Here is a 20,549-nt window from a genome sequence, read left to right on the forward strand (position 1 = left end):
GCCAAGAATTGTGCTAAAAGTAACTTCGCACCAGGCTGCTACTGACCAGGCTCCAGCCATCGGCAACGACGAAGAAGGCTAGCTTGAACGGTAGCGAGACGATGGCGGGCGGGACCATCATCATGCCCATGGACATCAGGACGGCAGCCACGACCAGGTCGATGATCAGGAAGGGCAGGTAAAGCAGGAAGCCGATCTGGAAGGCGCGGGCGATTTCAGACAGCATGAAGCTGGGCACCAGAACCGAAAGCGGTGCACCGGGGCCGGTTTCGATCTGCGCGGCATCGGGACGCAAGGCCGCCATGGCCTCGAATGTTTCGAGATTCATGCGGTTGGCCATGAAGCCCCGGAAGGGGGCGATGGTCAGTGGAAAGGCCTCCTCCAACGCGATCTGTTCATCGACGAAAGGCTGGACGCCATCGGACCAGGCCTGCTGAAAGACCGGCTCCATGATGAAATAGGTCAAGAACATCGCCAGCGAGACGATCAGCATGTTGGGCGGCGACTGTTGCAGGCCGATCGCCTGCCGCAGGATTGACAGGGTAGTGACCAGAAAGGGAAAACAGGTGATCGTCACAAGGATTCCCGGCGCGACGCTGAGCACGGTGATCAACAGGATCAGCTGGATGCCCCGCGCGCTGAGCGAGCCGTCATCGGCGATATTCACCGAGACATCCTGTGTCCAGCCCGGCAGCGGCAACAGCACCAGGCAGAACAGAGGCAGGACACGCCAGAGGACGCGCAAGCGGCAACTGTACCCGAGGAGCCAGCGATGTGGCACGGTCAAAGCTCTCCGGAAAGGTCGCAGACTTCGGTCAGGCGAACCGCGAGTTGGCCCGCCTGGTCGCCTTCCATTTCTTCGAGTTCGCCGCGTGCGATGAGCCGATCACCGACATAAAGCTCGACTGGATCTTCGACCCGCCGATCCAGTGGCAACACCGAATCCCGCGTCATCTTCAGCAGGTCGCGGATCAGCGGCCGCGCCTTGCCGACTGAAATCGTGATCTCGATCGGGACGACGGTGAAGGGGTTGCTGCGTGCCGGTGCCTCGCTGGTCTGATCATCCATTCTGAACTTTCCTTTCTTGTTCGGTAAAGAACCCCTCGACCGCCTGACGGATGCCATCGGTCACGGCGCCAAGGTCTATTTCCGTCTCTTCCTCGCCAAAGCGCAGGAACACCTGGCCTTCGGAGAGCGTGTCATCGGGGGCAATGATCAGCGGGAAGCCGAAGTCCTCTTCCAGAAGCGCCTCGATCACCGGCAGGTGCAGCGCCGCCGAGGCAATTTCGACCTTCTGGACCGCCTTGCGTGTCGCAAGTTCCTCAAGCTGGTCGCGTACCCGCAAAGCCAAGGTTTCGCGGGCGAGTTCAGGGACGACCGTGTCGATGATATCGGTCAGCAACGGACGAATCGCGGCGAGGACGTGAGAATGCGCCTCGTGATATGTGAAGGACAGATCTTGCATGTTGCGGGCGAAATCGGCGGTGATATGGCCCTGCTCTTCGCGCTGCGCCTTCGAGGAATCGTCCCAGCCGGCCTTGTACCCGTTCTCGAAGGCTTCGAGGCGGATCGTCTCAAGCTCATCATCCGACATGGCCGGCGCGGGGGCGTTGGTCCGGGACGCCCCGAAGTCTTCGAGAATTCGGGTTATCTGCTTCACGCCCTCTCCTCCGGGCTGTCCTCAAGCCAACTGCGCAGGATTTCCAGCGTCTCGTCTTTGCGCTCTTCGATAATGCCCTGGAGTTTTGCCACCGGATCATCGCTAGCCATTCCGCCCCCGTCGAAATCGGTCATCATCGGGAAGCCCCCATCGGAATCCCCGACAAAGCCGGACCCCATGTCGAGGCCGGGCAAGGCATAATCATCATCCGCGATCTCGCCGTCGAGGGCTGGTTCGCCTTCTAGCAAGGGAAGATCACCCGCTTCGGCGCGTCCCGCCAGCACCGGACGAACCACGAACAAGCCAAGGACCAGCGCAACGACGGCAAGGACCGCCATCTGGATGATCGACATCACGTCGAGTCCAAGCCCAGCGATAAACCCGGTCTCGCTGCTGGTCCCCATAGCTTCCAGGGGGTCGAATTCCATAGATTTTATGGTGATTGCATCGCCGCGTTCCGCGTCGAATCCGACGGCTGATTCCACCAGTTCACGCAAAGCGGAAAGCTCTTCTTCGGTCCGGGTCTGTAGCAGGGTTTCGCCATCCACATCCGTTTGCAGACCATTCACGAGCACTGCGACCGTCAGCCGCCGGATCCCACCCGCTGCCCGCAGGACCTCCCGGTTGGTTTCGGAAACTTCATAATTCACCCGCTCGCGGGTTTCGCTGTTCTGCGAGGTGCTGGAGCCACTGCCGCCCGCCTCGCCATCCGGCAGGTTCGATGCCACCGTTACGTCGCCGGAATCCTGATTCTGCGAAGAATTGCTGGTCTCTTCCGTGTCGGTACTGATCGCCACGCGGCTTTCGGGGTCAAAGCGGCGCTCCCGGATCGATTCGCTTTCGTTCACCGTATCGACCGAGACTTCGACCACCGCGTTGCCGAATCCAACGCGTGCTTCCAAAAGGCGCTGCACCTTTTCCTTCAGTTCCTGCGCGCGATCCTGTCCTGTGCCTGGTCCGGCATCGTCGATCATGCCGACCAATTCGCCCGAATCATCGATCACGGCCACATCGTCCGGCGACAGACCCGCCACCGCCGAGGCGACCAGATAACGCAATGCCTTGGCCTGGCTGGGCGTGACATCGCCGCTTGTCGTCAGGGAGATCGACGCCGTCGGCCGGAGATCCCGCTGAAAGGGAGAAGCACCCTGATGGGCAATGTGAACCCGCGCTGCGGACACCTGCGGAGACGAGGCAATGGTTCGCGCCAATTCGCCTTCCTTTGCGCGCCAGTATGCGGCATCGAACATCTGCGATGTGGTTCCGAAACCAGACAACGAATCAAGCAGTTCATAGCCCTGACTGGTGTTGCGGGGCAGGCCTTCACTGGCCAGCGTCATACGCAATTCATCGCGCATACCGCCCTCGACATAGATAGAGCCGCCCCGGACTTCATAGGTTGCGCCGCGTTGATCCAGCGCCCGAACGATCTCGCCTGCCTGGCCATTTTCCAGCCCGGAATACAGCAGCGAAAGCGAAGGTTGAGACGCCATTCGCGCGAGGCCAAGCACCGCCGCAAACATGGCCACAGCAGCCAGAATCGCCGTCATCCGGCGCCGCGGTTCCAAGTTGGTCCACAGGTTCATGAGTTGTTGCAAACCGTATCTCCCGTCATGCCGGCTTCTGCCAGCGACTCTCCCTTAATTGTCCGAACGGGCTTAATAATCGGTTAGTCCATGACCGTTAAAAACGAGCCAGCTGAGAGAATTTGGTTGGGCCATGGCAGAAGAGAACGACGACACAGACGAGACTCCCAAGAAGAAGTCCAAGCTACCGCTGATCCTGGCATTGGTCGGGGCTCTGGTCGGGGGCGCGGGTAGCTTTTTCGCGATCTATTCCGGAATGATTCTTGGATCGGAGGAGGCTCACGAAGTCACGGAAGACGATAGCCACGTCGCAGAGGATTTCATCGCACCGGATGTCGCCTACGTGGCGCTCGACCCCGTGACCATATCTTTTGGCCCGGTGTCGCAGAACCGTCATTTGCGCTTCATGGCCAGCCTCGAGGTCCCGTCGGGCCAGGAAACCAATATCGAAAAGATCCGCCCGAGGGTCATGGATGTTCTGAACAACTACCTGCGCGCCCTGCGCATGGAGGATTTTGAGGATCCTGCCGCCTTGGTGCGCATGCGGGCGCAGATGTTGAGGCGCATCCAGGTCATCACAGGTCCGCAGGCGGTCAATGACCTGCTGATCGTCGAATTTGTCTTGAGTTGAAAGGAATCCAGAATGGAACTGATAGCAGATGGTTTGCTGGTCGCCGGGGCCCTTGGCGCGGTGTTCTACTGTTTCGTTCTGGCCCGCAGGCTGGCGCGATTCAACGATCTGGAAAACGGTGTTGGTGGCGCTGTCGCCGTGTTGTCAGCTCAGGTCGATGATCTGACCCGCACCCTGAAATTGGCCCAAAAGACGGCCAGCCAATCAAGCGATTCCCTAGATCAACTCACCGACCGGGCCGAGGGCGTGGCCAAGCGCCTGGAATTGCTGGTGGCCTCTATGCACGATCTCGATCCCGTGGAAAAACCGCAGGCCGATACCACGGCACAGCCGGTCTTCTCACGCCGGACCGGAACGAAATAGGGGGCTGAGATGGCAAGGAAATCAGACAAGACGGCGAAACGACCCGCACAGCCCGCGCCACCCAAAGCGCGAAAAGGCGCGCGCCGAAAGCGGCGTGGCAGCCTGCCGCTGATCGCTGGCCTGCTGCTTGCTTCGGCAGCTCTGAGGGTCGGCTTGCATTCGAGCGAGGTCCTGGCCCTTGATTCCGCTGAGGAACCTCATGAAGCCGCCATGGGTGTGGATATGCCCGAAGGCAATACCGCCCTGGCCTGTGAACCCGATCCGGATGTTGCAGCCATGCTCGAGGCCTTCAAGACCCGCGAGGCCCGGTTGGACCAACGCGAATCACAGATCAGAGATCGAATGAACGCGCTCTCCATCGCTGACGAAGAGATTGAAAAGAAACTCGCCCAGCTTGCCGAAGCCGAAGAGGCCCTGCGCGCAACGCTCGCTCTGGCCGACAATGCCGCCGAGAACGACATTTCCCGGCTGGTCGCCGTCTACGAAAACATGAAGCCGAAGGACGCAGCGACCCTGTTTGAACAGATGGATCCCGACTTTGCTGCCGGTTTCCTGGGTCGTATGCGCCCCGAGGCCGCCGCAGCAGTCATGTCGGGGCTCACGCCCGAGCGCGCCTATACAATCAGCGTGGTTCTCGCCGGGCGAAATTCATCTGTTCCAAAGGATTGAGCCCTAGCCTGATCCCATGGGAAACGCAGCGGATTCGAGGCACCTGACATGATCGGTTTCATCGGTATTGGCGTTATTTTCGTCATGGTTTTCGGCGGCTACCTCATGGCTGGCGGCAAGATTGGCATCATCCTGAAGGCCTTGCCTTTCGAGATGATGATGATCGGCGGTGCAGCTATCGGCGCCTTTCTTCTGTCCAACGACATGGCCGCAGTAAAGCACACAGCCAAGGACGTCGGAAAGGTCTTCAAGGGGCCGAAATGGAAGCATGGAGACTACCGCGATCTGCTCTGCCTCCTGTTCGAACTGATCCGCCTGGCACGTCAGAACCCGGTTGCTATCGAGGAACATATCGAAGCCCCCGGAGAATCCTCAATTTTCTCCAAGTATCCGAAGATCCTGACCGACAGCGAAGCGGTGGAACTGATCTGCGACACGATGCGCTCTGCCTCGATGAATTACGACGATCCCCACCAGGTCGAAGAAGTTCTGGAAAAGCGGATGGAGGCAAACCTGCACCATTCCATGCACTCCAGTCATGCCCTGCAAAGCATGGCCGATGGTCTGCCCGCCCTCGGGATCGTGGCCGCAGTCCTTGGGGTGATCAAGACCATGGCCTCGATCGACCAGCCGCCCGAAGTCCTCGGCAAGATGATCGGCGGGGCCTTGGTGGGGACATTCCTCGGGGTGTTCCTAGCCTATGGCCTGGTCGGCCCCTTTGCCAGTCGTCTGCAGACCGTGACCGAGGAAGACGGCCATTTCTATCAACTCATCCGGGAGGTGCTCGTGGCAAATCTCCACAATCATGCCACCAACATCTGTATCGAGGTCGGTCGCCAGAACACGCCCTCGCATTGCCGCCCCAGCTTTTCCGAGCTTGAAGACGCTCTCAAAGAGGTCAAGAGCGGGGCCGCATGATGCGCTGGTTGATCCTGACATTGGCGTTTCTGCCGGCTTCGCTTCTGGCTCAGACTGCAACCCTGCGCAGTGGGGACCATGCCGACTTTACCCGGCTGACCCTTCAATTGCCTCCAGGGAGCGACTGGCAGCTTGAAGAAGCGCCACGCCAACTGACCCTCCGGCTCGGCGGCGGGCTTGATCGCATCGACCTGTCGCGTGCCTTTTCGCGCATCACCCGTGAACGCGTTGCCAATATCCTTCCCCTCGCCGAACTCGGCCTCGACATCCAACTGAATTGCAATTGTGCCTCCGAAGCCAGAGTTTCGCCGGGTGATCTGTTGATTATCGACGTGCTCGATCGCCCCAGAACCTCCACGGTGGGACGCCTGACGGGCGGCAGCCTGCCACAACCCGGCCTCGGCGGACCGAGCGGCGCCGCGTTGAGCTTCGGCGCGTCGGACCCCATGTCGATGTCGAGAGCTCCAGCCTCCGCGCCGCGACGCGCGCCGATGGTCGAAATCGCAGAGGGTCCGCCCGCTCCGTCACCCGCGGCCGCGCCAAACCCCGAGCCTCTGACCCCTATATCCCCGTCGGACCGAAGCCTTGAAGACTTCACCAGTTTCGCAGCCGAGGCTATCGCGCGCCTGCCGGCCGCTCCCGATATACCTGACCCCGAAGACGCACGCCTGACCCGAGAGTTGGAGCAGCAATTGCTCGAGTCGATCAGCCTCGCGGCCACGCAAGGCCTCCTTCGCCCAAGCAACGATATCAAAGACGCCCTGCAGAATGCGCCGCCCGGTCAATATGACAACCATTTCGTCATGCATGGTCCCGATCCTGGGGTTTCTTCCACGCCAAGTTCCCTGAAGGCTGCGGAAGAAAATGATGTCTCCCGATATCGCCTGTCTGGCTCACCTTGCACATTGACGATGGAACCGTTGGCCACGGGCGAACTGTTGGGCGATTTCACGGATGAACTCGGACAGCTTCGTCGCGACCTGACCGGAGAGTTCGACCGCGACAATGGCGCCGCCTATGTCACTCTTGCCCGGTTCTACCTCAAAAACGGCTTTGGTGCCGAAGCGATCCGCAGCCTTGAGACGATTCCGGTCAATCCTGATCTCGGCGCGGAAATGTCGGCAGTTGGTCGAATGCTCGAATATGGGCACGACTCTGACGACGGGCCCTTCGCTGGAAAGATCTGGTGCGAAGGCGAAGCGGCCGTCTGGGCCGCGCTGACCGGAGAGCGGATCCCCCCGGGATCCGATTTCCAGCGCGCTTCGATCCTGAACACTGTGACCTTATTGCCCGTCCCGTTGAAATCCTATCTAGGCCCTCTTCTGGCCGAGCGCTTCGTCGCGGCTCAGGAAACCGATATCGCGCGGGATATTCTGCGGATCGTGGACCGCGACACCCCGGACACCACACCGCTCCGTGACTTTGCCACGGCGCAACTTCAGACCGAAGACAACGGCCATCCAGATTCAGCGGCCTACGATGCTATCATCGCGCGCAACGACGACTTGTCTCCGGAAGCATTGCTGCATTTTGCGAATGAAACGCTCGATCATGGCACTCCCGTTGACCCCGAAACCATCGGCCTGCTGGAAAGCTATCGCACCCAGTATCGAGGTGACCCGATCTCCGCCCGCCTGCTGACCACTGAGATTGCCGCCCAAGCTTCCACCGGGAATTTCCCCTCGGCCTTCGAGCTTTACAATCAACATGGCGACATACTCGAAGATGAAACCGCAGACCGCATCGCTGACAAGTTGACGCGAAATTTAACCGCGAATGGCAATGATCCGACATTTACTCGCCTCTACTTTGAAAACGCGCCCCTGATTCGCGAAAAATCCGAAGCGGAAACCGCCAATGCAGCGGCTGAACGCCTTCTTGCGCTTGGCTTCCCGGATCCTGCCGCCCAACTGGTCGCCCTCGGCGCCGAAGGGGATACCGGGCGTCGACGTCGACTGCTTCGGGCGGACATCGCCCTGGCCGAAAATGCACCGGACCGCGCCGAAGCGGAACTTTTCGGCATGAGCGGAGACGACGTAGACGCGTTGCGCGCGAAGTCTCGCCTTGCGGTTGGGGATTTCACCGGCGCCGAACGCTTTTTTCTTGCTGCCGGGGATCCTGAGGGGGCGGCGAACGCCGCCTGGCTCGCACGCAACTGGGCGCAAGTGGAAGGCACCGAACCTTCGGCCCGAAGCCGCTTGGCAGCCATCGTGGCTGGTCAGGAGGCGGCACCAATCGCATTGCCTGCCATTGGACCACCAACCCTTTCCGCAAGTCGCGACGTGCTTTCTCAAAGTGGCGACACTCGGTCGGCACTGCAGGACCTGCTTCTGAACAACCAGGTAAACAACGCGCTCGACGAATAGGCGGCATTTTCCAATCCTCAACCTTTGCCCGCGTAAATGGAAAGAAGAGGCCAGAGCCAAAAGGCTTTGCCCGAGGATCAGATCAACCAATCCTGACCGGAGAACCGCGTGGGACTTCCATGACCGAAACCGAATCCCGTCCGCTCTTCCAGCCGACGATCCTGCTGGCGCTTGCCCTGATGTCGATCATCATCATGATGATCCTGCCTGTTCCTGCCTTCGTTCTGGATATCGGGTTGGCGGCAAGCTTTGCCCTGGCGATCCTCATCTTTACGGTAACCTTGTTCATCGAGAAACCTTTGGACTTCTCGGCCTTCCCGACTGTTCTTCTGGCGTCGCTGATGTTGCGGCTCTCTCTCAATATCTCGTCCACGAAGCTGATCATCGGCGAAGGTCATACTGGCACAGCTGCGGCGGGTGACGTCATACAGGGCTTCGCCGACTTCGTGATGGGCGGCTCTGTCTTTCTCGGGCTGGTCGTTTTCGGTGTCCTGCTGATCGTCAATTTCATGGTCATCACCAAAGGCGCCGCCCGGATGGCAGAAGTAGGGGCGCGGTTCGCCCTGGACGGCATGCCCGGCAAGCAGCTTGCCATCGACAGTGACATGTCCGCCGGCGCAATCGACCATACTCAGGCACGGGAACGGCGTGAAAAGGAACAACTGGAGACCACCTTCTTCGGCTCGCTCGACGGCGCATCGAAATTCGTCAAGGGCGACGCGGTGGCCGGGTTGCTTATCACGATACTGAACCTCGTGGTCGGCCTGGCTATGGGGGTGATCGTGCATGACATGGCCCTGGGCGATGCCTTTGAAACCTATGCCATTCTCACCGTCGGTGACGGATTGGTCACGCAAATCCCGGCTGTTATCATCTCGATCGCTTCGGCGCTGCTTCTGGCGCGAGGCGGATCGACCGGGGCAACCGATCTGGCTCTGGTCGGGCAACTCGGCCGTCATCCGGCTGCCTTGACCACCGTTGCTGTTCTGATGTTCCTCTTCGGTTTCGTACCCGGCCTGCCGTTCCTGCCGTTCGTCATCGGGGGCGTCACCCTCGCCATTGCCGGTTACGCCGTCCGCAGACGCCTGATGGCCGAAGAAAATACCAGGGAAGACGCCGGTCCCACCCCGGAAGTCCGCAGCAAATCCTTGGGCGATACCTTGGACCTTGATGACATCCATGTCGAATTCGCCCCTGACCTCGTGAACATGGTGCTGGACCCCGGAACCGGCCTCGACGCGCGGATCGAGAACATGCGCCTGCATGTCGCTGAAAGTTTCGGCCTGATCCTGCCCGAAATCCGCCTGACCGATGATCCCTCCCTGCCCGACGGCAGCTATGTGATCCGGATCCAGGGGGTCGAACAGGCCCGCGCGACCTTGCGTCCCGACCGGGTCCTGGCCCTGACACAGGGCAGTGCTGATGGCCTGCCCCCCGGAGAAGAGGTCAAGGAACCCGTCTACGGCGCCCCCGCCCGCTGGATCGACGAGGTCGCGCAGGACGGGGCCGCGCTGTCAGGCCTGACGCTCGTTTCTCCGCCAGAGGTCCTGGCGACTCATCTGCTCGAGACGATCAAGCGCAATTTCCCGCGCCTGCTGACCATGAAAAGCCTGCGCCGCGTGCTGGAAGAGATGACCAACCTCACGGATGACCGCCGGGCCGAGGCAAACCGCAAGTTGCTGGACGAGTTGATCCCCGAAAAGGTGCCTCTGGACCTTTTACATCAGGTACTGCGCCTGCTGGTGGCCGAACAGGTCTCGATCCGGAACCTGCCGTTGATCCTGGAATCCGTGGCCGAGGTCCGCCCCCACATGCCCCAGCCCGAAGCCATTTGCGAACACGTGCGCCACCGGCTCGGATTTCAATTGATCGCCGAGTTGCGGCGCCCGGACGGAACCACGCCGCTGATCCAGCTCGACCCGGCGTGGGAGGAGATCTTTGCGGCCTATCAACTGGATCGCGACCGGGGCAGCGTCGATATCGCCCTGCCGCCCGATATTTTCAGTCGTCTGGTAACCAATGTTTCAAAGGCGATGTCGGACGCCGCAGACAAGGGGATCTATGCTGCCATCGTCACTTCGACCCAACGCCGCCGTTTCCTGCGCATGGCTCTCAGTGCGCGCGGCGTCACCAATCCGGTCCTGTCTTTCGAGGAAATCGGTATCGATGCCAACCCGTCCCTGATCGCCATGGTGTCCGATGAATGACTTGCTGGCCAACCTGCTGAACATGGTCCGCAGCCAGGGCTGGGTCGCGGCAGTGATCCTGTTGCGGGTCGGCGCATTTGCCTCTTTTCTGCCGGCTTTCGGCGAACAATCCGTCCCGACCCGCATCAAGCTTTGTGTCGCACTCAGCCTGACTGCCATCGTGATGACCGCCCAGCCCGACCTTCAGATCCCGGCTTCCGGATATCGCGGCTTTCTTTCATTGCTGGCCAGCGAAACCGCGATCGGTCTGGTGCTCGGCCTCGGGGTGCGTCTGTTCGTCATGGGGTTGCAAACCGCCGGGTCGATGATGGCCCAGGCGACGTCTCTTTCACAAATCCTTGGTGGCGCAGGGGTCGAGCCCCTGCCCGCCATAGGTCATGTGCTGGTCATCGGCGCGCTGGCCCTCGCGATGATCTTCGGGTTGCACGTCCATGCGGTACTCTACTTGCTGATGTCCTATGACGCGATGCCATTGGGGCAATGGCCCGATGCGGCCGATATCGCGCAATGGGGCAGCGGTCTTGTGGCGCAAAGTTTCCGCATGGCCTTCAGCCTGGCCGCCCCTTTCATCATCATCTCGCTGATTTACAACCTGACCCTCGGGGTCATCAATCGCGCCATGCCGCAGCTTATGGTCGCCTTCGTTGGCGCGCCGGTCATCACCTTCGGCGGGCTCGCCCTGTTGTTCCTGTTGTCCCAGCAGATCCTGACGGTCTGGGCCGACCGGTTCTTTGCCTTTCTGACCAACCCGTTCTGAGGACCCCATGGCCGAAGAAGAAACCGGAGGCGAAAAACCGCATGAACCAACCCCGCGCAAACTGCAGAAAGCGCGGCAAAAGGGCGAAGTCCCTCGATCCACGGACCTGTCGACTGCTGCCGCCTATGGCGGGCTCTGCATTGCCGGCCTTGCGGTTGGCGGCTCGGCGCTGATTAACCTTGGCTCGACCCTTATGAGCCTTGTCGACCGGCCCGAAGCCTACGCTCCGCTCTTCTTCGACGGACCTGGTCGGGCGCCGACCGGCGGCTTGATGGCCGCGGTCGGCCTGTCCGTCACACCCTTCTTCCTGGTGCCCGCGCTGGCGGCGCTTGGCGGCATCATCGCCCAGCAATCCTTCACCGTCTCGGGCGAAAAGCTTCAGATCAAGTTCAGCCGCCTGAACCCGATTTCCAATGCAAAACAGAAATTCGGGCGCAACGGGATCTTCGAATTCCTGAAGAGTTTTACCAAGTTGGTGATCTATTCCACCTGCTTGTTCCATTTCGTTTCCGCCAACCTGGCCGACATGGCTTCGACCCTCCATCTGGGGCCCGGGATCGCGACGACCGCCCTTTTGCGCCTTTGCATCGAATTTCTGTTCATCGTCTTCGTGATCGCACTGACCCTGGGCGGTATCGACTACCTCTGGCAGCGAGCCGAGCACATGCGCAAGAACCGCATGACCGACAAGGAAATCCGGGATGAGGTGAAAGAGGCCGAGGGTGATCCCCATATCCGTAGCCAGCGCCGCCAGAGAGCACAGCAGATTGCACGCAGCCAGATGATGGCGGATGTGCCGGAGGCCGACGTGGTGATCGTCAATCCGACCCATTTCGCGGTTGCCCTGAAATGGGATCGCACCCGCAGCAGTGCGCCGACCTGTGTGGCCAAGGGCGTCGACGAGGTCGCCCTCGTGATGCGACGGATCGCGGGGGAGAACGGCGTTCCCATCCAATCAGACCCGCCAACGGCTCGCAAATTGCACGCCGAGGTCGAGATCGGTCAGGAAATCGGGCCCGCCGATTACCGTGCTGTCGCGGCGGCCATCCGCTTTGCCGACGAAATGCGCCGCAAGGCCAGGAGTCGTATCTGATGACGCAGCCGGCTTCGTCCACACAGTTGGCACCCCTCGCCCGCGTGACAGAGATGCTCTACGAGGCCGATCTGGCCAGTTTGCAACAGGTCGCCTTGCGGGAATCATCGTTGCGCGCCAGCCTTTCCGCCTTGGAAGACAGGGCCGCCGAAGGCTTTTTTCGCACCCTCGATCAGGCTGGTGGATCGCTGAATTTCGCCAGCGGACAGGAGCGCGCCTGGCGGGATTGGCTGTCGGTCCGGCGCAGCAGCCTGCAACGCGACCTCGCGCTCTGCATGGTCGAGAAATCCGAAAGGATGACCGCGCTGAGCCTCAGCCTTGGCCGGCGCGACGTTGCCGCCCGGATGCTTATGGCCGCACAGAACGAAGCCAGAGCCGCCCGCCTTGCCAACCAGATGGTGGCTCTGCAGGACCTTTCGGTGCTTCAGGCCGGCAGCACCAAGAGACGTAAGCGCTCTCATGTTCTCCCGCGTCCTTGATCTGACGAAAGACCCGCGCCGGCAATTGCGACGCGGGCCTTTGGTGTGATCGGGTCGGATCGGCAGACAGTCCAGTTCAGGTGTCCTGCCGCGCGATATCCGTAATAAGCACGTCGCTGATCATCGACCCCATCGTCTGCCTTGCCACGTTCAGCAGCGCGCGGCGCAGCATATCGAGATTGTTGGAATTCGTGAAAGCTCCTTCGAAACCACCGATATTGGCGTGGTCGAACATCACCTGAAGGAAGACATCCCGCAGCTTGGGCTCGCGCAGATAGATCTGCTCACTGGTCCCCGGTTCGATCTCGAGGCTGATCGAAACCACGACCAGCGCCGAGACCTTGTCCTGCATGACCACCGGGATGATGAACTGGTTGTGCATCTTGATGTATTCATAATCCGAGGTGTCTTCGGGCTGTCCGGGAACGCCATTCGGATCGGCGGCCGGTTCGGCGTTGTCCGGGACGGGGGGAATGTCACCGCAGGGGTCGATTTCGACCATGGTCTGTGGGGCTGGTTTCAGCATCAGACCGGCGGCGGTACCGCCACCGATGCCGAGCAGAACCAAGATGATGGGCAGGAGCTTTTTCATGTCGCCTCCTCAGAAGGGCAGGATGCGGTCAACGATCTGCTGGCCAATGCGTGGCTGCTGAACATCGGTGATCTGGCCGCGCCCACCGTAGGACACGCGCGCCGAAGCGATCTTGTCATAGGTGATCTCGTTCTGGCGCGAGATGTCCTCGGGGCGCACGAAACCGGAGACCAGCAGTTCGCGCAGTTCGAAATTCACCCGCACCTCCTGATTGCCCTGAATCGACAGCACACCGTTGGGCAGCACGTCGACAACCGTTGCCGCGATCCGGAGGGTCAGTTGCTCGTTCCGGCTGACAGACCCATCGCCACTGGAACTTGAACTGGAATCGATCCCGACGGCATCATCAAGGTTGGCGTCACCGGAAAGGTCATTGTTGATCCGCTGCGGAATCCCGAAGAATTCCGTTATCCCGAGGCTTTCCGAACCACTTCGTGAACGGGAAGTGGAATTTGAGATCTCGGCGCTTTCGTCGATCTCGACCACCACTGTCAGGATGTCACCGCGCTGCATCGCGCGCCGGTCGCCCAGCAGAGAGGTCTGCGAGGCTGTCCAGAGAGAGGCCTGCTGCGTGACGCTGCGCGTGCGGGTGTTTTGCGGCAAACCGGGCGACATCATCGAATTGAATTCGCGCGAATCCACCTCGGGCGAAAAATCCGGTGGCTTGCCCAGATGGTCTCCGCAGCCGGCGAGCAACGAAAGAGCTATAATGTAGATTGCTGTTTTCATGGCACTTTCACCGTTCCGTCTGGCTGGATCACTCCGTTGACGACCTGCCGGGAAGATAGGTTCATGACCCGCAAGGTTTCGCCATCCCCGCCCCGACCAAGCGCGCGCGCTTCGGCGACGATCATCAGCCCGCCCTTGTCGTAGACCAGGCTGATGATCTGGTTGCGGTCGATGAGCGCCGGCGGACCGAGGTCTCCGGGGCGGATCGGGCGGCCGGCATAAAGCGATTGTCGCGTCTCCAGGCCGATCAACCCGTCGAGCGAAGAAAGCGCGCCCGGCACCTCCATGTCGCGCAGCGTCAGATCGTCGGGGCCGATCACCGTCTGGGCGCGCATGGTCCGCGTGGCAAAGACAGTCTCGGCGTGAAGCGTCGGGGCCAAAAGCAGCAGGGGCAGCAAAAATCGCAACATCAGCGCACCTGTGCCGTCGCGGCGAGCATCTGGTCGGAGGCCGTGATTACCTTGGCGTTCAGCTCGTAGCCACGCTGCGCCTCGATCAGTTCGGTCACTTCGCGAACCGGGTCGACCGAGCTGTCCTCAAGATAGCCCTGCCGCACCGTGCCCAGCCCATCGAGGCCCGGCGTAGTGACATTCGGCGGCCCAGAGGCTTCGGTTTCGGTAAATAGGTTGCTGCCGATCGCCTCCAACCCCTTGGGGTTGGCAAAGCCGGCCAGGGACAGCTGCCCCAGAAGCTGCGCGTCCGCAGAGGTGGCGAAATAGGCATAAACCTCGCCATCCGGGTTGATAGAGATCGACCGGGCATCGTCCGGAATGGTAATGTCGGGCGAAACAGGGAAGCCGTCCGAGGTGACGATCTGCCCTTCTCCGGTGCGTTTCAGCGCGCCGTCGCGGGTATAACCGGGCTGGCCGGAGGGCAAGGTCACCTCGAGGTAGCCGCGCCCTTCGATGGCGACGTCCAGATCGCCGCCCGTGGCCGACAGCGACCCTTGTGCCAGGTGCATGGTCACTGCCGAGGGGCGCACACCAAGACCAAGCTGAATGCCGGTCGGCAGGATCGTTCCGTCCGAGGCATTGATCGTCCCGGCGCGCACCATCTGCTGATAGTGCAGGTCCGCGAATTCCGCCCGCCGGGCGTTGTATCCGGTGGTGGACATGTTCGCGAGGTTGTTCGAGATGGTCTCGACCCGCATTTGCTGAGCAGCCATGCCTGTGGCCGCGATCTTGAGCGCTCGCATATCTCAATCCTAACTTTTGATGGCCTACTTGATCAGCGTTCTCGTGGTGGTCCGAATCCGGTCGTCCTCTCTTTCAAGAAAGGTCTGGCCAAGTTCGTAGGCGCGCTGCACCTGGATCATCCGGGCGATCTGCCCGATCGGATCCACGTTGGAGCTTTCGATGAACCCCTGCACGACGCGGGGATCCTCGACCGGAAGGGTGCCGGCATCGGCGACGAACATCGTGCCCCCCGCGCGGGTCAGACCCAGCGGATCGACCGGCTCGACGACACCAAGCTGCCCGATTGGCGCTCCATCAGCGCTGAGCGTGCCATCGGCTGCCAGGCCCAGGTTCGTTGCATCCGGCGGAATGAAGATCGGCGCCCCACCGGGGTCGAGCACCGGGTAGCCGTCATTCGTGACCAGATCCCCGGCAGCCGACGTGGCAAAACTGCCCGCACGGGTCAGGCGCTCTCCGTCCGGGGTCTGGATCAGGAAAAACCCGTCTCCTTCGATGGCAAAATCGAGGCTTCCGCCGGTCTGGGTCAGCGCGCCCTGCTGGAACGAGGTATTGTGCACCCGCGCCGCCGCCATGGACAGCGAAGGCCCGTCACCCGTCGACTGAATGAACTCGGAAAAGATCAACCCCTGCTGCCGGTAACCGGTGGTGGCCGCATTGGCGATATTGTTCGCGATGACGGTCATTTCCCGCATCAGGCCCGATTGCCGGGTCAGGGTGGTATATCCCGCGTTGTCCAATTCTAGCCTCCGATGATGTGAGGGATGATCTGGTTCTGGAAAAAGCCCACCAGGGTTTCGGTCATGAAACCCATGGACAGCCAGAAGACGATGACGATGGCCATGAGCTTTGGCACGAAGGTCAGTGTCATCTCCTGGATCGAGGTCAGGGCCTGAAACAGGCCCACGACAAGCCCGGCAACCAGGGCCACTGCCAAAATCGGGGTGGAGGTGATCACCGCGACCCAAAGGCCCTGGCGCAGGCTGTCGAAGAAAAGCGCTTCATCCACCGGCCAGGGCCCCCGTCAAACGGGCATACGCAGGATTTCCTGGTAGGCTTCGACGACCTTGTCCCGGACCGTTACCGCCGCTTCGACGGCAAGTTGGGTCTGGGCCAGGGCCTGGACCAGCGCATGGGGGTCGGCTTCGCCGATCATGGCCGCTTTTGCGGTTTCTTCCCCTTCACGAAAGGCCTGGGCAAAATTCTGGGCCGCTCCACCCAGAACGTCAGAGAGTCCCTCGCCGCTGCCCGGTACAGGTTCCGTGACCGGACGGGCTGCCGCATATTTCTGGGCGGCATTCAAAGCGCGAATATCCATTCTGGAGCTCCTTATCTACGCAACAGATCAAGCAGTCCCGAAGACATTTGCCGGGCCTGATCGAACATCTTGAGGTTCGCCTCGTAGCTGCGCTGTGCTTCGCGCGCGTCAGCGATTTCGACCACCAGATCGACGTTCGATCCATCATAATGGCCGTCTGCATCGGCAAGGGGGTTCGCGGGATCGTAGATCCGCTTTAGCGCGGTCTGATCGAGTTTCACCCGACCTGTCCGCACCTCACCCTCGCCTTTCCCGACGCCCGCTACGCTTTCAAACGGGACGGTCTTGCGCCGGTATCCGGGAGTATCGGTATTTGCTATATTTTCAGAGGTATGCCGCAGCCGCTGCGCCTGGGCGCGCAGCCCGCTCGCGGACAGGGACATGGCTTTCAGAAATTCGCTCATCCTGGCCTCCCTTACCGGCGACCAAGGGCGGTATGCATGACATTCAGCGCGCTCTTGTAGATCGCGACAGCGCGATCATGCTGCTGCTTGACCTCTACGGATTTCATCACCTGATCCTCGACCGAGACCGAATTTCCGTTCGGAGAGGTAAACGGGCGGTCTTCTTCGCGAACGGCAAATTTTGAAAGCGCGCTTTGAGCCTCGTTCAGATGCGCCTTGCGCGTCGAACGCAGACCGAAATCCGGAGCTGTGCTGTCGATGGTTTCGGAAAAGGAAGCAATGTCGCGCGCTTTGAAATCAGGCGTATCGGCATTCGCCATGTTCTCGGCAACGATTGTTTGCCGCGCGCTGGCGTGGCGGGCCATGGCATCGGCCATGCGAAAGACTTGGAGTTTATCGAACACCGGGGCTTCTCCCTCGATTTAGCTTCAACCAAGGCTTAACTCCGATTCCTTTAGAAATGGTTGGCACCCTATGAAGGAACCGACCGATGTCACAGAATGTGCTGCAAGGTGTCCGGGCAGAGCTGGAAGCGCTCTCTGCCGTGCGTCACGTGGGCCGGATTGAACAAGTCGATCCCGATGTAATGCGCGTCACCGGCCTGGGCCGCCATGCGCGGCTTGGCGATATCTTGAAGATCACGCGTCTGGATGGCGGCGAACTACACGGCGAGGTGGTCAAACTGGACCGCGATGCCGTGACGGTTCTGCCCGATGCGCCCGCCGAAGGGGTCTCTCTCGGGGATCGTGTGGTATTGCGGGGACCACTGCGGATCGCCCCGGATGATTCCTGGGTCGGGCGGGTCATCGACCCCCATGGGCAACCCCTGGACGGGCGGCCCATTCTGCCTGGAACGCATTGGAAAAGCTTGCGGAATGATCCGCCTGCCCCCGCGACCCGGCGCGTATTGGGCCCCCGTCTGGAAACCGGCATGGCAGTCCTGAATACGCTTCTTCCGATCGTGGAAGGCCAACGGATCGGGCTTTTTGCCGGCTCTGGCGTCGGAAAATCCAGCCTCATGGCCGGACTTGCCCGCGACATGGAGGCGGATGTTGCGGTTATCGCCCTGGTCGGTGAACGCGGACGTGAATTGCGCGAGTTCGTCGACAAGATCCTTGGACCTGAGGGCATGAAACGTGCCGTTGTGGTCGCGGCAACTTCGGATCGCTCTGCACTTGTGCGCCGGCGCTGCGCCTGGACCGCAATGTCCGTGGCCGAGCATTTCCGGGATCAGGGCAAGACCGTCTTGTTCCTGGCCGATTCGATCACTCGCTTTGCCGAAGCCCATCGCGAAGTCGCCGTCGCCGCAGGCGAGCTTCCTGCCCTGCGCGGTTATCCCCCTTCGACCGCCCACCAAATTATGCAGCTATGCGAAAGGGCCGGTCCGGGCGCAGAATCACAAGGAATGATAACGGCAATTTTCAGCGTTCTGGTTGCCGGGTCGGACATGGATGAGCCAATCGCCGATATTCTGCGCGGCGTGCTGGATGGTCATATCGTGCTGGACCGCCAGATTGCCGAACGTGGTCGCTATCCGGCCATCGACCTCTTGCGTTCAGTCTCGCGCAGCCTGCCGGATGCCGCCGACGAAGACGAAAACCAGCTGATTGCGGAATCCCGCCATTTGCTGAGCGCCTATTCCCGGTCCGAGATGATGATCCAAGCAGGCCTTTATGCTCACGGGAGCGATCCAGCATTGGATCATGCAATCCGTGCCTGGCCGGAGCTTGATTCTTTCTTGGCAGAAGTTGAACGGCAGGGGATCTCAGCCTCTTTCGACCGCTTGCGGCTGCTGCTGCGCCGCTCTGCCGCCGGTAGCGGCCCCCGCCCCTCTCCTCAGGGAAAACTGAAAGCGCCCGCTCCGCGCAGGATCGCGCCGAAAGCTGTTGCTGGCCCGCGGCCCGGATAGTTCGATGTGGGAAAGGTCACGAGCAAAAGTATTGGTTCCGCGTGAACAGGCAGGCAGACCAGATCAATAGGGCCGCAAACTACGTCCAAAGTCGATGGCGCTGGCCATGAGAGTCTGTGCGATGGTCCCGGCACCAGAGGCCTGAAACTCCTGAATCTGGCTTTGCAGCAGAAAGCGCTGGACCAGCTTTTCCCGCATCTCATCGCTGGTAAGGTCGCTCGGGTCTTCCGTTCCAAAAAAACTTTCAGAGCGCTCCTTAAATATCTCAAGCTGCTTGTCGATATCGAGGAGTGAAAAACTGGTCGGCAAACCCAAGGCCGTTTCAAACACCGTGCGCAGGGGAATATCCCCCATGATGCGATACCACTTGGTATCAACCGAGGAATCGCTTGTCGCAAAATCCTGCAAGGATCGATCCGCGTTCATTGCCAACCGCAGGGAATCGTCCTGATCGCCCACGGCAAGTTCAAATTCCTGACGGCGGTATTTTTCGGTAATCTCCGCCCCGAAAGTCGAAATCTTGGTGCTGGGCGTGCCTCGGTCAAAGCCGAAAGCCTCGGCAAGCTGGAAGTACCGCGTATCTGACAGCTTGTTCGCCAGAGAATCGGCGCTCAGCGTCCCTTCCTCCAGCACCTTTTTGACAAAATAAGTACTGTCGATCTCATCCTGCAACCCGAAGGCCCCCAGGGCGACACGCAAAAGACGCCGGTCCGCAACAAGGTCTTCGGCCGAGGAAATCTTGGAGATGTTCTCTTCAAAATAGGCGGTATCGCGAGTGATCAAAGGCGATTTGTCGAAAACCGCCTTTTGATTGTCGTAAGTGGTCTGAAGAAATATCCAGCCTACGAGTCCCGAGCTGGGAAGGACCGGAGCGAAGGTCATGACAGCCTCGTGTTCAGAAGCCGCTCTTCCCTTGGCAAGAGGCTTCGCAACGCCTTGAGGCATTGATAGAATTGATCATTTACAACCGCCTCGGTGGCGGTGGCGAGCAATGCGCGACTGTCCGGATCTTTCAGTATCTGACTCAGCTCTTCGATACGGCGCAGCAGCTGATGCCGCGATTCTGTCGGATCCGCGTCCCCGGTCAGCACGAGTTGGGTTGCATAGCAGACACGCCGCACCGGGGTATTGGCCTCTTCGGGGTGAATCGCATCACGCAAACGCAAAATGTTTACATTCGGCGTAACGATGGACAGGCGAGAGCGCCGGTCCCCATTCTCGATCACAGCTCCATTTATCAGAACCCGTTCCTTAGGCGACAGTTTCAGGACAAGACCGCTCATCTCGTAGTCCCTTCACTGCTGGCCACGCCGCTACGCGGCGCCTCGTTGCGCAAACCACGCATGATGGCGGTATTGATCTCGATCAGCGGCCGTAGCCCGGCCTTGCCGGTGAGGACCTTCTGACTGTGGGCCTGGGTGAATTCCGAAAGATAGAAGATCTGTGCCCGAAGCTGTTCCGGCAGGGTGTTGCCATTATCAGCAACATCCGCAGCCAGCAGGATCCAGAGGCGGCGATTTTCGTAGATGGCCCGGGCCAGTTCCGGAAATCCGGTGGTCTGATCCAATCGGGCGGCAGTGACGAGGCGGCGCGTGACGCGGGCGAATACTTCGTATTCGGTCCCGCGAGGTGTGCGCGTCGGGGTCGATGCCTGGCCGTAGGCACGCATGGCTTG

Annotated in this window: 26 protein-coding genes; 10 read left to right on the forward strand and 16 right to left on the reverse strand. The window is 60.6% G+C overall.

Features of this window, described 5'->3' with window-relative positions:
• Window positions 1–13: 13 nt before the first annotated feature.
• From fliP to fliF, 4 genes are all read right to left on the reverse strand, one after another.
• Entirely contained in the window at window positions 14–694 is a 681-nt protein-coding gene (gene fliP, locus PSAL_RS12635) for a flagellar type III secretion system pore protein FliP (RefSeq protein ID WP_408004212.1), read from the reverse strand.
• Window positions 695–783: 89 nt separating this feature from the next.
• Entirely contained in the window at window positions 784–1,068 is a 285-nt protein-coding gene (locus tag PSAL_RS12640) for a FliM/FliN family flagellar motor switch protein (RefSeq protein ID WP_119840989.1), read from the reverse strand.
• On the reverse strand, window positions 1,061–1,660 hold the full coding sequence (locus PSAL_RS12645) for a FliH/SctL family protein (protein ID WP_119840990.1): 600 nt from the start codon (window positions 1,658–1,660) through the stop codon (window positions 1,061–1,063). The genes PSAL_RS12640 and PSAL_RS12645 overlap by 8 nt, the downstream gene beginning before the upstream one ends.
• Window positions 1,657–3,246 (reverse strand): flagellar basal-body MS-ring/collar protein FliF, encoded by a 1,590-nt coding sequence (fliF, locus tag PSAL_RS12650; RefSeq protein ID WP_231388513.1) that lies wholly within the window; start codon window positions 3,244–3,246, stop codon window positions 1,657–1,659. Before fliF ends, PSAL_RS12645 begins: the two co-directional genes overlap by 4 nt.
• A 133-nt stretch (window positions 3,247–3,379) precedes the next feature.
• On the opposite strand from fliF, the gene PSAL_RS12655 reads away from it, so the two are divergent.
• The 9 genes from PSAL_RS12655 (at window position 3,380) to PSAL_RS12695 (ending at window position 12,729) form a co-directional block, all read left to right on the forward strand.
• On the forward strand, window positions 3,380–3,877 hold the full coding sequence (locus PSAL_RS12655) for a flagellar basal body-associated FliL family protein (RefSeq protein WP_119840992.1): 498 nt from the start codon (window positions 3,380–3,382) through the stop codon (window positions 3,875–3,877).
• A gap of 12 nt (window positions 3,878–3,889) precedes the next feature.
• Window positions 3,890–4,240, forward strand: a complete 351-nt coding sequence (locus PSAL_RS12660; RefSeq protein ID WP_119840993.1) for a hypothetical protein — start codon at window positions 3,890–3,892, stop codon at window positions 4,238–4,240.
• 9 nt (window positions 4,241–4,249) lie between these two features.
• Window positions 4,250–4,909, forward strand: coding sequence for a MotE family protein (locus tag PSAL_RS12665; protein WP_119840994.1), 660 nt, complete (start codon window positions 4,250–4,252; stop codon window positions 4,907–4,909).
• 48 nt (window positions 4,910–4,957) lie between these two features.
• Window positions 4,958–5,827, forward strand: coding sequence for a flagellar motor stator protein MotA (gene motA / locus PSAL_RS12670; protein WP_119840995.1), 870 nt, complete (start codon window positions 4,958–4,960; stop codon window positions 5,825–5,827).
• Window positions 5,824–8,193 (forward strand): hypothetical protein, encoded by a 2,370-nt coding sequence (locus PSAL_RS12675; protein WP_119840996.1) that lies wholly within the window; start codon window positions 5,824–5,826, stop codon window positions 8,191–8,193. The genes motA and PSAL_RS12675 overlap by 4 nt, the downstream gene beginning before the upstream one ends.
• Before the next feature lie 119 nt (window positions 8,194–8,312).
• Entirely contained in the window at window positions 8,313–10,400 is a 2,088-nt protein-coding gene (gene flhA / locus PSAL_RS12680) for a flagellar biosynthesis protein FlhA (RefSeq protein WP_119840997.1), read from the forward strand.
• Window positions 10,393–11,157 carry a flagellar biosynthetic protein FliR gene (locus tag PSAL_RS12685; RefSeq protein WP_119840998.1) on the forward strand — a complete coding sequence of 255 codons (765 nt, stop codon included), beginning with the start codon at window positions 10,393–10,395 and terminating at the stop codon, window positions 11,155–11,157. Before flhA ends, PSAL_RS12685 begins: the two co-directional genes overlap by 8 nt.
• 7 nt (window positions 11,158–11,164) lie before the next feature.
• A complete protein-coding gene (locus tag PSAL_RS12690) occupies window positions 11,165–12,250 on the forward strand; it encodes an EscU/YscU/HrcU family type III secretion system export apparatus switch protein (protein WP_119840999.1) in 1,086 nt (361 codons plus the stop codon).
• On the forward strand, window positions 12,250–12,729 hold the full coding sequence (locus tag PSAL_RS12695) for a hypothetical protein (RefSeq protein WP_147407679.1): 480 nt from the start codon (window positions 12,250–12,252) through the stop codon (window positions 12,727–12,729). Before PSAL_RS12690 ends, PSAL_RS12695 begins: the two co-directional genes overlap by 1 nt.
• Window positions 12,730–12,805: 76 nt before the next feature.
• Here PSAL_RS12695 and PSAL_RS12700 read toward each other — a convergent pair whose 3' ends face one another.
• Genes PSAL_RS12700 through PSAL_RS12740 form a run of 9 tightly spaced genes read right to left on the reverse strand, consistent with a single transcriptional unit; the run spans window position 12,806 to window position 17,369 of the window.
• Complete coding sequence (locus PSAL_RS12700; RefSeq protein ID WP_119841001.1) at window positions 12,806–13,321, reverse strand: flagellar basal body-associated FliL family protein; 516 nt, start codon at window positions 13,319–13,321, stop codon at window positions 12,806–12,808.
• Window positions 13,322–13,330: 9 nt separating this feature from the next.
• Window positions 13,331–14,050, reverse strand: a complete 720-nt coding sequence (flgH, locus tag PSAL_RS12705) for a flagellar basal body L-ring protein FlgH (protein WP_119841002.1) — start codon at window positions 14,048–14,050, stop codon at window positions 13,331–13,333.
• Window positions 14,047–14,460, reverse strand: coding sequence for a flagellar basal body P-ring formation chaperone FlgA (gene flgA, locus PSAL_RS12710; RefSeq protein WP_119841003.1), 414 nt, complete (start codon window positions 14,458–14,460; stop codon window positions 14,047–14,049). Before flgA ends, flgH begins: the two co-directional genes overlap by 4 nt.
• Window positions 14,460–15,245: a flagellar basal-body rod protein FlgG gene (gene flgG, locus PSAL_RS12715; protein ID WP_119841004.1), complete on the reverse strand. Its 786-nt coding sequence runs from the start codon at window positions 15,243–15,245 to the stop codon at window positions 14,460–14,462. The genes flgA and flgG overlap by 1 nt, the downstream gene beginning before the upstream one ends.
• Window positions 15,246–15,269: 24 nt before the next feature.
• Complete coding sequence (locus PSAL_RS12720; protein WP_119841005.1) at window positions 15,270–15,983, reverse strand: flagellar hook-basal body complex protein; 714 nt, start codon at window positions 15,981–15,983, stop codon at window positions 15,270–15,272.
• A 2-nt stretch (window positions 15,984–15,985) separates the two neighbouring features.
• Window positions 15,986–16,252, reverse strand: coding sequence for a flagellar biosynthetic protein FliQ (locus PSAL_RS12725; RefSeq protein WP_119841006.1), 267 nt, complete (start codon window positions 16,250–16,252; stop codon window positions 15,986–15,988).
• A gap of 15 nt (window positions 16,253–16,267) precedes the next feature.
• On the reverse strand, window positions 16,268–16,561 hold the full coding sequence (fliE, locus tag PSAL_RS12730; RefSeq protein WP_119841007.1) for a flagellar hook-basal body complex protein FliE: 294 nt from the start codon (window positions 16,559–16,561) through the stop codon (window positions 16,268–16,270).
• An 11-nt stretch (window positions 16,562–16,572) separates the two neighbouring features.
• Complete coding sequence (gene flgC / locus PSAL_RS12735; protein WP_119841008.1) at window positions 16,573–16,965, reverse strand: flagellar basal body rod protein FlgC; 393 nt, start codon at window positions 16,963–16,965, stop codon at window positions 16,573–16,575.
• 11 nt (window positions 16,966–16,976) lie between these two features.
• Window positions 16,977–17,369, reverse strand: coding sequence for a FlgB family protein (locus PSAL_RS12740; protein ID WP_119841009.1), 393 nt, complete (start codon window positions 17,367–17,369; stop codon window positions 16,977–16,979).
• A gap of 158 nt (window positions 17,370–17,527) precedes the next feature.
• Here PSAL_RS12740 and PSAL_RS12745 point away from each other — a divergent pair, with 158 nt between their 5' ends.
• Complete coding sequence (locus tag PSAL_RS12745) at window positions 17,528–18,874, forward strand: FliI/YscN family ATPase (protein WP_231388693.1); 1,347 nt, start codon at window positions 17,528–17,530, stop codon at window positions 18,872–18,874.
• 63 nt (window positions 18,875–18,937) lie between these two features.
• Here the strand turns inward: PSAL_RS12745 and PSAL_RS12750 are convergent, their stop codons facing one another.
• Genes PSAL_RS12750 through flaF form a run of 3 tightly spaced genes read right to left on the reverse strand, consistent with a single transcriptional unit; the run spans window position 18,938 to window position 20,543 of the window.
• Entirely contained in the window at window positions 18,938–19,756 is an 819-nt protein-coding gene (locus PSAL_RS12750) for a DUF1217 domain-containing protein (protein ID WP_119841011.1), read from the reverse strand.
• A complete protein-coding gene (gene flbT, locus PSAL_RS12755; protein WP_119841012.1) occupies window positions 19,753–20,157 on the reverse strand; it encodes a flagellar biosynthesis repressor FlbT in 405 nt (134 codons plus the stop codon). Before flbT ends, PSAL_RS12750 begins: the two co-directional genes overlap by 4 nt.
• Window positions 20,154–20,543: a flagellar biosynthesis regulator FlaF gene (flaF, locus tag PSAL_RS12760; protein WP_231388514.1), complete on the reverse strand. Its 390-nt coding sequence runs from the start codon at window positions 20,541–20,543 to the stop codon at window positions 20,154–20,156. Before flaF ends, flbT begins: the two co-directional genes overlap by 4 nt.
• Between the last annotated feature and the right edge of the window lie 6 nt (window positions 20,544–20,549).

This window comes from Pseudooceanicola algae, from assembly GCF_003590145.2.
Taxonomy (GTDB): Bacteria; Pseudomonadota; Alphaproteobacteria; order Rhodobacterales; family Rhodobacteraceae; genus Pseudooceanicola; species Pseudooceanicola algae.

What these genes read in the sequence shown, in the direction of transcription:
- PSAL_RS12640 (WP_119840989.1), bottom strand. Translation starts at nt 1,068, where the DNA reads ATGGATGATCAGACCAGCGAGGCACCGGCACGCAGCAACCCCTTCACC.
- fliF (WP_231388513.1), bottom strand. Translation starts at nt 3,246, where the DNA reads ATGAACCTGTGGACCAACTTGGAACCGCGGCGCCGGATGACGGCGATT.
- PSAL_RS12655 (WP_119840992.1), top strand. Translation starts at nt 3,380, where the DNA reads ATGGCAGAAGAGAACGACGACACAGACGAGACTCCCAAGAAGAAGTCC.
- PSAL_RS12660 (WP_119840993.1), top strand. Translation starts at nt 3,890, where the DNA reads ATGGAACTGATAGCAGATGGTTTGCTGGTCGCCGGGGCCCTTGGCGCG.
- PSAL_RS12665 (WP_119840994.1), top strand. Translation starts at nt 4,250, where the DNA reads ATGGCAAGGAAATCAGACAAGACGGCGAAACGACCCGCACAGCCCGCG.
- motA (WP_119840995.1), top strand. Translation starts at nt 4,958, where the DNA reads ATGATCGGTTTCATCGGTATTGGCGTTATTTTCGTCATGGTTTTCGGC.
- PSAL_RS12675 (WP_119840996.1), top strand. Translation starts at nt 5,824, where the DNA reads ATGATGCGCTGGTTGATCCTGACATTGGCGTTTCTGCCGGCTTCGCTT.
- flhA (WP_119840997.1), top strand. Translation starts at nt 8,313, where the DNA reads ATGACCGAAACCGAATCCCGTCCGCTCTTCCAGCCGACGATCCTGCTG.
- PSAL_RS12685 (WP_119840998.1), top strand. Translation starts at nt 10,393, where the DNA reads ATGAATGACTTGCTGGCCAACCTGCTGAACATGGTCCGCAGCCAGGGC.
- PSAL_RS12690 (WP_119840999.1), top strand. Translation starts at nt 11,165, where the DNA reads ATGGCCGAAGAAGAAACCGGAGGCGAAAAACCGCATGAACCAACCCCG.
- PSAL_RS12695 (WP_147407679.1), top strand. Translation starts at nt 12,250, where the DNA reads ATGACGCAGCCGGCTTCGTCCACACAGTTGGCACCCCTCGCCCGCGTG.
- PSAL_RS12700 (WP_119841001.1), bottom strand. Translation starts at nt 13,321, where the DNA reads ATGAAAAAGCTCCTGCCCATCATCTTGGTTCTGCTCGGCATCGGTGGC.
- flgH (WP_119841002.1), bottom strand. Translation starts at nt 14,050, where the DNA reads ATGAAAACAGCAATCTACATTATAGCTCTTTCGTTGCTCGCCGGCTGC.
- flgA (WP_119841003.1), bottom strand. Translation starts at nt 14,460, where the DNA reads ATGTTGCGATTTTTGCTGCCCCTGCTGCTTTTGGCCCCGACGCTTCAC.
- flgG (WP_119841004.1), bottom strand. Translation starts at nt 15,245, where the DNA reads ATGCGAGCGCTCAAGATCGCGGCCACAGGCATGGCTGCTCAGCAAATG.
- fliE (WP_119841007.1), bottom strand. Translation starts at nt 16,561, where the DNA reads ATGGATATTCGCGCTTTGAATGCCGCCCAGAAATATGCGGCAGCCCGT.
- flgC (WP_119841008.1), bottom strand. Translation starts at nt 16,965, where the DNA reads ATGAGCGAATTTCTGAAAGCCATGTCCCTGTCCGCGAGCGGGCTGCGC.
- PSAL_RS12750 (WP_119841011.1), bottom strand. Translation starts at nt 19,756, where the DNA reads ATGACCTTCGCTCCGGTCCTTCCCAGCTCGGGACTCGTAGGCTGGATA.
- flbT (WP_119841012.1), bottom strand. Translation starts at nt 20,157, where the DNA reads ATGAGCGGTCTTGTCCTGAAACTGTCGCCTAAGGAACGGGTTCTGATA.
- flaF (WP_231388514.1), bottom strand. Translation starts at nt 20,543, where the DNA reads ATGCGTGCCTACGGCCAGGCATCGACCCCGACGCGCACACCTCGCGGG.